General features: G+C 65.8%; 10 protein-coding genes. 5 read left to right on the top strand and 5 right to left on the bottom strand.

The window, feature by feature from the left end; all coding sequences use genetic code 11:
- The 4 genes from CSQ99_RS27225 to CSQ99_RS27210 form a co-directional block, all read right to left on the bottom strand.
- On the bottom strand, positions 1–512 hold a 512-nt coding region (locus CSQ99_RS27225), incomplete at its 3' end, for an aldehyde dehydrogenase family protein (RefSeq protein ID WP_141562738.1).
- Between the two features lie 132 nt (positions 513–644).
- Complete coding sequence (locus tag CSQ99_RS27220) at positions 645–2,033, bottom strand: NAD(P)(+) transhydrogenase (Re/Si-specific) subunit beta (RefSeq protein WP_099042103.1); 1,389 nt, start codon at positions 2,031–2,033, stop codon at positions 645–647.
- Positions 2,026–2,343, bottom strand: a complete 318-nt coding sequence (locus CSQ99_RS27215; RefSeq protein WP_176561241.1) for an NAD(P) transhydrogenase subunit alpha part 2 — start codon at positions 2,341–2,343, stop codon at positions 2,026–2,028. Before CSQ99_RS27215 ends, CSQ99_RS27220 begins: the two co-directional genes overlap by 8 nt.
- Entirely contained in the window at positions 2,340–3,434 is a 1,095-nt protein-coding gene (locus tag CSQ99_RS27210) for a Re/Si-specific NAD(P)(+) transhydrogenase subunit alpha (RefSeq protein ID WP_099042102.1), read from the bottom strand. Before CSQ99_RS27210 ends, CSQ99_RS27215 begins: the two co-directional genes overlap by 4 nt.
- A 129-nt stretch (positions 3,435–3,563) precedes the next feature.
- Between CSQ99_RS27210 and CSQ99_RS27205 the strand changes: the two genes are divergently transcribed.
- Together CSQ99_RS27205 and pyk are read left to right on the top strand one after the other, a co-directional pair.
- Positions 3,564–4,673 (top strand): 2-dehydropantoate 2-reductase, encoded by a 1,110-nt coding sequence (locus tag CSQ99_RS27205; RefSeq protein ID WP_245909119.1) that lies wholly within the window; start codon positions 3,564–3,566, stop codon positions 4,671–4,673.
- A gap of 10 nt (positions 4,674–4,683) precedes the next feature.
- Positions 4,684–6,135, top strand: a complete 1,452-nt coding sequence (gene pyk / locus CSQ99_RS27200) for a pyruvate kinase (protein WP_099042101.1) — start codon at positions 4,684–4,686, stop codon at positions 6,133–6,135.
- 36 nt (positions 6,136–6,171) lie between these two features.
- On the opposite strand, the gene CSQ99_RS27195 is transcribed toward pyk, so the two are convergent.
- Positions 6,172–6,651 (bottom strand): PAS domain-containing protein, encoded by a 480-nt coding sequence (locus CSQ99_RS27195; RefSeq protein WP_245909118.1) that lies wholly within the window; start codon positions 6,649–6,651, stop codon positions 6,172–6,174.
- Positions 6,652–6,774: 123 nt separating this feature from the next.
- Between CSQ99_RS27195 and CSQ99_RS27190 the strand changes: the two genes are divergently transcribed.
- From CSQ99_RS27190 to frc, 3 genes are all read left to right on the top strand, one after another.
- The gene (locus CSQ99_RS27190) at positions 6,775–7,713 is read left to right on the top strand and encodes a LysR family transcriptional regulator (RefSeq protein WP_099042109.1); all 939 of its coding nucleotides are present in this window, start codon (positions 6,775–6,777) and stop codon (positions 7,711–7,713) included.
- Positions 7,714–7,873: 160 nt separating this feature from the next.
- On the top strand, positions 7,874–9,604 hold the full coding sequence (gene oxc, locus CSQ99_RS27185) for an oxalyl-CoA decarboxylase (protein ID WP_099042100.1): 1,731 nt from the start codon (positions 7,874–7,876) through the stop codon (positions 9,602–9,604).
- Positions 9,605–9,655: 51 nt separating this feature from the next.
- Positions 9,656–10,912 carry a formyl-CoA transferase gene (gene frc / locus CSQ99_RS27180; protein ID WP_099042099.1) on the top strand — a complete coding sequence of 419 codons (1,257 nt, stop codon included), beginning with the start codon at positions 9,656–9,658 and terminating at the stop codon, positions 10,910–10,912.
- The last annotated feature ends 1 nt before the right edge of the window (position 10,913 follow it).

The raw sequence follows: 10,913 nt of genomic DNA, 5'->3' as shown, positions 1-10,913 counted from the left end.
TCGTGGGCCACGGAGATGTGGATAAGGGACAGGAGCGGCACCTTGCGTTGGCGGATGTCGGGGCGGGGCGCGGGTTGGCGGTCGGGAAGGGCGGGGTCGATGCGGGCGCCGTTCCAGGAACCCTCGCGCAGGACGGAGGCGAAGAGGCGAAGCTGACCGGTGGTGCGGCCGACCTCGCCGGTGATGCGTGCGGTGGGCAGGCCGGTCTCGGCGGTCGCGCGGGCGATGACGGCGTCTTTGATTGCCTCGATGTTGGCGGCGATGGCTTCGAGGAATTGGGCGCGCTGCTCGGAGGTGGTGGCGCGGTAGATTCCGAAGGCGGCGGCCGCGGCGGAGCAGGCGGCGTCGACGTTGGACGAGTCGCCGTGGTGGTAGGGGGGCTCGAGCGTCTCGCCCGCGGTGGGGTCGAAGGCGTTGATGGGCTTGCCGGATCCGCGGACGGGTTCGCCGGCGATGAGCATCTGTCCGGTGGGTTCGGTGGTCTTCAAGGGGCCCGCAATGGTGGCAGTCATGACTTCCTAGGCCGTCGATGGTCACTGGTCTGCCACCTACGTTAGGAGCCCGATCCATGCCTGTCCAAGACTGTTTTAGGTATCAGTTATGCCCAACATGGATTAATACGTCACGCGACACGCTCTACGTGTTCACAGGACCTTGAGTTCCTCGGTGATTTCGGCGACCGAGGATTTCGCGTCACCGAAGAGCATCGCGGTCTTCGGGTCGAAGTACAGCTCGTTGTCGATTCCGGCGAATCCGGCGCTCATCGAGCGCTTGAGCACGATGACCGATTTCGCCTGGTCCACGTTGAGGATCGGCATCCCGTAGATCGGTGAGGCGGGGTTCGAGCGGGCCGCCGGGTTCGTGACGTCGTTGGCACCGATCACCAGCGCCACGTCCGCCCGGCAGAACTCGCCGTTGATCTCGTCCATCTCCTTGAGTTGCTCGTAGGGGACGTCGGCCTCGGCGAGAAGGACGTTCATGTGACCCGGCATCCGTCCAGCGACGGGGTGGATGGCGTGTCTGACCTCGACGCCGCGTCCCTCGAGCAGACTGGCCATCTCGCGCACCGCGTGCTGGGCCTGCGAGACGGCCATGCCGTAGCCGGGAACAATGACCACCTGGCTCGCGTATCCCATCTGCAGCGCCGCGTCGGAGGCGCTGGTCTGCCGTACGGTCTGGTCCGCCGGACCGCCGGCCGGGCCCGCGGCCACGCCCGTCCCGCCGAACCCGCCGGCGACGATCGAGGGAATCGACCGGTTCATCGCCTTGGCCATCAGGTTGGTCAGGATCGTGCCCGACGCGCCGACGATCATGCCCCCGACGATCATCGCGGTGTTGTCCAACGCGAGTCCGGTCGCCGCGGCGGACAGTCCGGTGAGTGCATTGAGCAGCGAGATGACCACCGGCATGTCCGCACCGCCGATCGGCAGCACGACCATCACGCCGAGCACCGCCGCCGAGAGCAGGACACCGATGATCATCAGCTCGGATCGTTGGCCAAGGCCGATCGCGACGGCACAGCCGACGGAGACGAGCAGCAGTGCCGCGTTGAGCGGTTGCTGTGCCCGGCCGAGGCTGATCGGCCTGCCCGGCAACACTTCCTGCAGCTTGCCGAAGGCGATCAGCGATCCCCAGAACGACACCGAGCCGACGATCGCGGCGAACAGCGACGTGACGGTGACGTACTCGGCGACCGTCGCGTAGCCGTGGCTTTCCCGGAACTCCACCCAGGCCACCAGGGCTACCGCACCGCCGCCCACTCCGTTGAACAAGGCCACCAGCTGTGGCATCGCGGTCATCTTGACGTGCTTCGCCGACGGCACTCCGATGACGGTGCCGAGGATCAGGCCGAGGGCGATCAACAGCCAGTTGCTCGCCCCCGGGGTCAACAGGGTCGCCACGATGGCGATCACCATGCCGACGCCCGCGATCATGTTGCCGCGCACCGCGGTCCGGGGTCCGGTCAGGCCCATGAGCCCGTAGATGAACAGGCTGAACGCGACGATGTAGGCAACCGAGATGAGCTCAGCCATGTTCTGCTGCAACCTTTTCCGCGTCGCGACTCGGCTTCTTCTTGAACATGCCGAGCATCCGGTCCGTCACGAGGAAACCGCCGACCACGTTGATCGCGCCGAAGGCGACGGCGATCACCAGCAGCGTCCGCTCGAAGCCGCCGGACGCGGAGCGGCCAAGCAGCACGAGGCCGGCGAGCAGGACGACGCCGTGAATGGCGTTGGTGCCCGACATGAGTGGGGTGTGCAGGGTGTTGGGCACCTTGGAGATCACGGAGAAGCCGATGAAACCGGCCAACACCAAGATCGCCAGGTTGGACAGCAGTGTCATCGAGTCTCCGTCAACTGGTCACTCGTTGTGGTCACGCAACATGCGGCGAGGATCTCGTCGGAGAGGTCCGGCACGATCTCGCCGTCGGTCAACATGTGTTCGAGCAGCGACGCGATGTTTCGCGCGTAGAGCTCGCTGGCGTGCTCCGGCATCGTCGCAGGCAGGTTCAACGGTGACGCGATGGTGATGCCGTGCCGAACGACCGTCTCCCCGGGCACGGTGAGCTCGCAGTTGCCGCCCGCTTCGCCGGCGAGGTCGACAACCACGCTGCCCGGCCGCATTCGGCGCACCGCCTCGGCCGTGACCAGCCTGGGCGCTGGCCGGCCGGGAACGAGCGCCGTCGTGATCACGACATCGAAACCTGGGATCGCTTCTGCGAGCCGCAATTGCTGCTCGGCCTGCTCCTCGGCGGTCAGCGCGCGAGCGTAGCCGCCGTCGCCCGCGGCGTGGATGCCGAGCTCCAGCCACTGGGCGCCCAGCGACCGAACCTGTTCGGCGACCTCGGGCCGAACGTCGAAACCGGTCGTGCGGGCGCCCAGCCGTTTGGCGGTCGCCAGCGCCTGAAGTCCGGCAACGCCCACGCCCAGCACCAGGGCCGTGGACGGTTTCACCGTTCCGGCCGCCGTGGTGAGCATGGGGAAGAAGCGGGTCGAGCATTCGGCGGCGCGGAGCACCGCCTTGTACCCCGCGACGTTGGCCTGCGACGACAGCGCATCCATGGTCTGCGCCCGGGAGATGCGCGGCACGGCTTCCATGGCGAATCCGGTGACTCTCGCTTCGCGCAGTCGATCCGCGAGCTCGGGGCGAGTACGTGGTGCCAGGAATCCGGTCAGGATGGATCCTGGTTTCAGCAAAGTGATTTCATCATCGGTCGGTGGGTTCACCTTCACCACGACGTCGGCAGTCCAGGGATTCCCGATGGTCGCTCCGGCGTCTTCGTAATGCTCGTCGGGGATGAGTGCGCCGCCTCCGGCCCCGTCCTCGACGACGACGGAAAGGCCGAAGCCGCATAATCGTTCGACGACCTTGGGGACCAGCGCAACACGACGTTCGCCCGGAGCTGTTTCTCTGGGCACTCCGATAAGTCTCATAGTCCTCTTCCTGGCGGTCGCCGGGCGAATGCTTCTGGCGGTGCACGTCGATGCGCTTCTACGGCAACGAGAAGCTGAGATCTCGCTCGTGTAGCATAACGCATACAGTATGCAAATAAAGGTGCTGCGATGAGGCGGCGACTTCTCGTGGTCGAAAAGTTCTGGACACTGCAGAGCAATACTGCATACAGTATGCCGACGAAGGGAGTCGCCGTGAAGATCGCAGTTGTCGGTGCCGGAGCGATCGGCGCCTACTGGGGCGCCGCAATGCAGCGGGGGGGCGCCGATGTGCACCTCATCGCGCGGAACGAACACCTGCGCGCGATGCGGAAAAACGGTGTGCGGGTTATCAGTCCGCGTGGGGACTTCGTGGCATTCCCGAATGCGACGGACGACCCGGCCGAGATCGGGCCCGTTGACTACGTCTTCCTCGGGCTCAAGGCGCACAGCTACGCGTCGTGCGGCCCACTGGTGGAACCGCTGCTCGGGGAGAACACAGCCGTGCTGGCCGCGCAGAACGGAATCCCCTGGTGGTACTTCCACCAGCTGCCGGGCCCGTACCGAGGCCGCCGGATAGAGGCCGTCGACCCCGGCGGAGCCACCAGCGCCGTGTTATCCCCTGATCGGGCCATCGGCTGCGTGGTCTATCCCGCCACCACGATCGAGGCGCCTGGAGTGATCCGGCACCTCGAGGGCACCCGTTTCTCCATCGGTGAGCCGTCGGGGGAGATCTCGCAGCGCTGTAAGACGTTGAGCGACGCGATGATTGCCGGTGGATTGAAGGCGCCGGTCGAGGCCGACCTCCGCAATGACATCTGGATCAAGCTCATGGGCAACGTTGCGTTCAATCCGCTCAGCGCGCTCACCCGAGCGACGATGGCCGAGATGTGTCAGCACGCCGGTACCCGGCGAGTGATCATCCAGCTGATGGAGGAGACGCTCATCATCGCTGCCGGGGTCGGCAGCAGCCCCGACATCTCCATCGAGAAGCGGCTGCGCGGAGCCGAGAACGTGGGGCACCACAAGACCTCGATGCTGCAGGATCTGGAATCGGGCAAGCAGCTGGAACTCGACGCGATCGTGACCGCAGTGGTGGAGATGGCCGACCTCACCGGGGCCGACGCTCCCACACTGCGCACCATCCACGCCGCCACCGACCTGGTTGCGCGCACCTGCGCACCCGCGTCGCCGCGGGCTGTCAGCGTGCCCGAGAAGGAAACTCAGCCCGTCATGTCCTGAGAGGACCACCGTGAACCGTCGCGCGAAGATCGTCTGCACGTTAGGACCCGCCACCGGTTCCGCACCGGCGCTGGCCGAACTCATCGACGCCGGAATGGATGTGGCGCGGCTCAATTTCAGCCACAGCACCCATGCCGAGCACTCCGCCGTCTACGCCATGGTCCGCGAGATCTCCGCCGAGCGCCGTCGTCCGGTCGGAGTACTCGCCGACCTGCAGGGGCCCAAGATCAGGCTGGGGTGGTTCGCCGCCGGCCCGGTGTTCTGGGCCACCGGCGAGCACATTGTGATCACGACCGCCGCATGTCCGGGTGACCACGACCGCGTCTCGACCACGTACGACGGGTTGGCGGCCGATGTCCGGCCGGGCGATCGGCTGCTCGTGGACGACGGCAAGATCGACCTGCGGGTGGTCGATGTCGACGGTGGCGACATCGCCTGCGAGGTGCTGTCAGGTGGTCCGGTCAGTGATCACAAGGGCATCTCCCTTCCCGGGGTCGCCGTCAGCGTTCCGCCGCTGTCCGAGAAGGACATCGAGGATTTGAAGTTCGCCCTCGAGCTCGGTGTCGACATGGTCGCCATGTCTTTCGTTCGGGCTCCCGAGGAGGTGAAGCTCGCCCATGCCGTCATGGACGAGGTCGGCAGGTGGGTGCCGGTCATGGCGAAACTCGAGAAACCCGAGGCGGTTTCAAACCTGCCTGCGATCGTTGGTGCGTTTGACGGCCTGATGGTGGCCCGCGGTGATCTCGGAGTGGAGATGCCGCTGGAGCAGGTCCCGCTGGTACAGAAGCGGGCCATCGGCCTGTGTCGCCAGGCGGCCAAGCCGGTGATCGTGGCGACGCAGATGCTGGATTCGATGATCAATGATCGGCGCCCCACCCGAGCCGAGGTCTCCGACGTCGCCAACGCGGTGCTTGACGGCACGGATGCGGTAATGCTGTCCGCCGAATCGAGCGTGGGAGCATTCCCCGCTCACACGGTCGCGACGATGGCTCGTATTGTCGAGGCGGCCGAAGATATGCCGCGCCAAGGGATTGCACTGGAGTGGGTCGACGAGCCGCGCACGCAAGGAGTAGATGCAGCGGAAGACGGTGACGATGTCGGAGTCGGCGACGCGGTCGCGGCGGCCGCGTGCGAATTGGGCCGACGACTCGGGGCAATTGCGCTGTGCTGCTTCACTCGTACCGGTGACACGGCCCTACGCCTGGCGCGTCAGCGATCGCCGTTGCCGCTCTTGGCCTTTGCCCATGATGAGTCGGTCCGGGCTCGGTTGGCATTCTCGTGGGGCATCGAGTCCGCCGTGCTGGCACCCGCGACCACGGCCGAAACCCTGCCGACCGAGGTGAGTCGCGGGCTGGCGGCCGTGGGTATGTGTCACACCGGAAGTCTCGTCATTGTGGTGTCCGGTAGCCGCAGTGGCGTGTCGGGATGCACCGACTCGTTGCGCGTGCTGCGCATCGCTTGACGGTCTCGAAGCGCTGGTGACGCAGCGATTGCCGGGTCAGCCCGATCCGACCCGGGTCCGCAGCTCGGCCAGTTCGGCGCGCAATGCCTTCTCGGCTTCGCGGCGGTCGCTGATCTCGCGCATGATCGCCGATATCCCGACTATCTGGTCGGCATCGTCGCGCAGTAGCGCCACGCTGAACTCGATCGACAGTCTGCGCCCGTCGCGGTGAGTGGCCGGCACGCTCAACATCTTGTCGCCGTAGCGGGTGTATCCGGTGAGCATCGTCTGGTGGTAGCCCTTCCAGTGCCGGTCCCGCAGTTTCTCCGGGATGATCAGGTCGAGGCTTTGGCCCACAATGTCGGCCGCGGAAAACCCGAACATCCTCGTCGCTCCGTCGTTCCACAGCCGAACGATTCCGTCCGGATCGGTCACCGTGATGGCCTCGGCCGCGTTTGTCACGACCGCCCGGGCCAGCCACGCGTCGGTCACACCGACGTCGGTCATGCCACGGGCGGTTTGCGTTGTCTCGGTCATGTGTCGCCTTCCACGTCGCGAAGTCCGCTGGACACGCACCAGCATCGGTGCGTAACATACCGAATAAGCCATACTGTATGCAATCCTGAATGACCCGGTGCCGGACGATGAGGAGGGATGCCCATGCTGCTCCGCCAGCTGGAGTATTTCGTCGCGGTCGCCAGGGAACGCCATTTCGCGCGTGCGGCCGAGGCCTGCTACGTGTCGCAGCCTGCCCTTTCAACGGCGATCGCCAAGCTGGAGCGCGAACTCAACGTGACGCTGATCAACCGTGGACAGAATTTCGAGGGTCTGACCATAGAGGGCGAGCGGCTAGTGGTCTGGGCCAAGCGACTGCTTGCCGATCACCACGGCCTCAAGGCCGAGGCGGCGGCCCTGCGTTCCGGTATCTCGGGCACGCTGCGCCTAGGCACCGGGCCCACGGTATCCACCACGATGGCACAGCCCGTCGCCGCATTTTGTGCGTTGCATCCGTTGGCCAAGGTGAAGGTCTGCTCCCGGCTGTCGTCCACCGAGCTGCTGCGACAACTTCGCAACTTCGAGCTGGACGCCGCCATCGCCCACTTTGGACCCGATGACCAGTCAGGCCTGACCGTGGTGCCGCTCTACGAGGAACAGTATGTGTTGCTCGTGTCCGGCGACAAGCTCGCGCCCGGCGCCCGAACCATCACGTGGGCAGAGGCGGCCGAGCTGCCGCTGGCGCTGCTGAGTCCGGACATGAGATTTCGGCAGTTCATCGACAAGGCCTTCGCGAGCAGTGGGGCGGTGGCCACCCCGCAGGTCGAAACCGATTCCGTTGCTTCCCTTTACGCGCACGTAGCGACTGGGAGCTGGGCGAGTGTGGTGCCACACACCTGGCTGCCGGCGATGCCGGTGACCAGCGGAGCGCGCGCCATCCGACTCGTCGAACCGGACACGACGGCGCAGATCTCGATGGCAATTCACGCGGCGGCCCCGGGCTCGGTGGCCGCAAGGGCCTTCCTCAACGTGGCGGCAGGCCCACCGCCCGAGCGTGTCTTCGACGTCGACAGCCCAGACGTCGGCGACCTCGGCGGGGACTGAATGGTATCGGCGATGACCCTGGGCGACTGGGCTCTCCGTGATAACCGGCGGTTATCGACCGGTTGACGACAGGTCTTGGACGCGCTGGCGCGCAGCGTGAAAAGTGTTAGTAGTTAGACCAATTGGAATCGGCTTCGAACAGTTAGGAAGGGTCCACATCATGACCGTCGCTCCCACGCGAGACACGGAGGCGCACGGTGCCGACGATACGGGCACCCTCACTGACGGGATCCACCTGGTCGTCGACGCACTCAAGCTCAACGACGTGGAGACCATCTATGGAGTCGTCGGCATCCCGATCACCGACCTCGCCCGGCTGGCGCAGGCGTCGGGCATCCGCTACATCGGTTTCCGCCACGAGAGTGACGCCGGCCATGCGGCCGCAGCGACGGGGTTCCTGACGAAAAAGGCGGGCATCTGCCTGACGGTGTCGGCGCCCGGTTTCCTCAACGGACTTGTGGCGCTTGCCAATGCCACCACCAACTGCTTCCCCATGGTGCAGATATCCGGTTCCAGCGAGCGCCATCTCGTGGACCTTCAGCGGGGTGATTACGAAGAGATGGATCAGCTGGCGGCGGCCAGGATGTTCGCCAAAGCTGCCTACCGGGTTTCTCGGGCCGAGGACATCGGCCGCGGCGTGGCGCGCGCGATCCGCACGGCGGTGTCCGGTCGCCCCGGCGGGGTCTACCTCGACATCCCGGCCGCGGTGCTGGGCGAGGTGATCGATGCAGAGCGTGGCGCGGGGACGCTGTGGCGGGTCGTCAACCCGGCGCCGCGGCAACTGCCGGAGGTGGAGACGGTCGACTCGGCGATCGACCTGCTCGCCAATGCCGAACGGCCCCTGATCGTGCTCGGCAAGGGCGCCGCATACGCGCAGGCCGACGAGCAGATCCTCGAATTCGTCGAGACCACCGGCGTGCCGTACGTACCCATGTCGATGGCGAAGGGTCTACTGCCCGACGACCACCCACAGTCAGCGGCCACCGCGCGATCGCTGGCACTGAAGAGGGCCGATGTGGTGATGCTCGTCGGGGCCCGGCTGAACTGGCTGCTGGGATTTGGCGATGCGCCGCAATGGAATCCGGATGCCAAGTTCATTCAGGTCGATATCGCTGCCGCCGAGATGGACAGCAACCAGCCGATCGCCGCTCCTCTGGTGGGTGACATCGGTTCGGTGATGGAGACCCTTCTGGAACGTGCCAAACCTGGTCAAATCACTGTCCAAACGGAGTGGCGTGAGGAGTTGGCGGCCAAGTCGGCGCAGAACGTCGCCAAGATGGCAGGCCGCCTCGAAGGGGCGCTGGCCGCCCACCCGATGAAATTCCTCGGTGCCCTCCAGGCGATCCGGGACGTCCTGCATGACAACCCACAGGTGTATGTCGTCAATGAAGGTGCGAATGCCCTCGACCTGGCGCGCAACACAATTGGCATGCAAGTACCCCGGCACCGGTTGGACAGCGGGACGTGGGGGGTGATGGGCATCGGCATGGGCTACGCGATCGCCGCTGCCGTCGAGACGGGCGACCCGGTCGTCGCGATCGAGGGCGACAGCGCGTTCGGGTTCAGCGGAATGGAACTGGAGGCGGTCTGTCGCTACAACCTGCCGATCGTCACGGTCATCCTGAACAACAGCGGCGTGTACCGCGGTGACGACATCTCCACCACCGGGGACCCGGCGCCGACCGCGCTCCGGGCTCGACATGAGTTCATGATCAAGGCCTTCGGGGGCAAGGGGTATCAGGCGACAACGCCCGCTGAGGTCACTGCCTGCCTCCGGGAGGCACTGGCATCAGGCAGGCCGGCGCTCATCGACTGCGTCATCGACCCCTCCGACGGCACCGAGAGCGGCAACATCGCCCACCTCAATCCCAAGGGCATCTCCACCAAGTGAGCGCCCACCCGCATCAAACCACGAAGAAGAAACAGGGAAAGGAACGTCTCAATGACTGAATTACCGCTCTCCGGCATCAAAGTCATCGACTTCACCGGAGTCCAGGCGGGCCCGGCGTGCACCCAGATGCTCGCCTGGTTCGGAGCCGACGTGCTCAAGGTCGAGCGCCCTGGCGGGGGTGACGTGACGCGTAATCAGCTGCGAGACATTCCCGACGTCGACGCGTTGTACTTCACCATGCTCAACAGCAACAAGCGGTCGTTGGCGATCAACACGAAGTCACCCGAGGGACTCGAGGTGATGGAAAAGCTGATCCGCGACGCCGATGTGCTGGTCGAGAACTTCGCGCCCGGCGCCATGGATCGGATGGGCCTGTCGTGGGACAAGCTGCAGGAGTGGAACCCGCGCCTGATCTTCGGTTCTGTCAAGGGATTCAACGACGCGTCGCCGTGGAATGACCTGAAGGTCTATGAGAACGTCGCGCAGTGTGCCGGCGGCGCCGCGTCGACCACGGGCTTCTGGGACGGCCCGCCGACGGTCAGCGGTGCAGCACTGGGCGACAGCAACACCGGCATGCACCTGCTGATCGGAATCCTCACGGCGTTGATCGCCCGCGAGAAGACCGGCAAGGGCCAGAAGGTGGCCGCGTCGATGCAGGACTCCGTGCTCAACCTGTGCCGGGTCAAGCTTCGCGACCAGCAGCGGCTGGAAGCCGTTGGCCACCTCGAGGAGTACCCGCAGTACCCCAACGGCGAGTTCGGCGAAGCGGTCCCGCGCGGCGGCAACGCCGGCGGCGGTGGCCAGCCGGGCTGGGTGGTCAAGTGCAAGGGGTGGGAGGACGACCCCAATGCCTACATCTACTTCACGGTCCAGGAGCAGAACTGGGCGCGTACGGCTGAGGTCATCGGCAGGCCGGAATGGGCCGAGGACCCGGGCTACAGCACCGCGCTTGCCCGTCAGGACAAGATCTTTGACATCTTCGCCGAGATCGAGAAGTGGCTGGCCGACAAGACCAAGTACGAGGCGGTCGACATCCTGCGCCAGTGGGAGGTGCCCTGCGCGCCGGTGATGAGCATGAAGGAGCTTGCCGTTGACCCGGCGCTGCGCGAGGCAGGCACCGTCGTGGAGGTGGACCAGAAGGGCCGCGGGTCGTTCCTGACCGTCGGCAGCCCGATCAAGTTCTCCGCGTTCACACCCGACATCAAGGGCGCGCCGCTGCTCGGCGAGCACACCGACGAGGTCCTTGCCGGATTGGGATACGACGCCGACACGATCGCCGCGTTCCACAAGAACAAGATCGTCGTCTGAA

The sequence above is a fragment of the Mycobacterium neglectum genome (genome assembly GCF_002591975.1).
Lineage (GTDB): Bacteria > Actinomycetota > Actinomycetes > Mycobacteriales > Mycobacteriaceae > Mycobacterium > Mycobacterium neglectum.
Note: the sequence above shows the minus strand (reverse complement) of the source record. Positions and strands in the feature narration are given on the sequence as shown.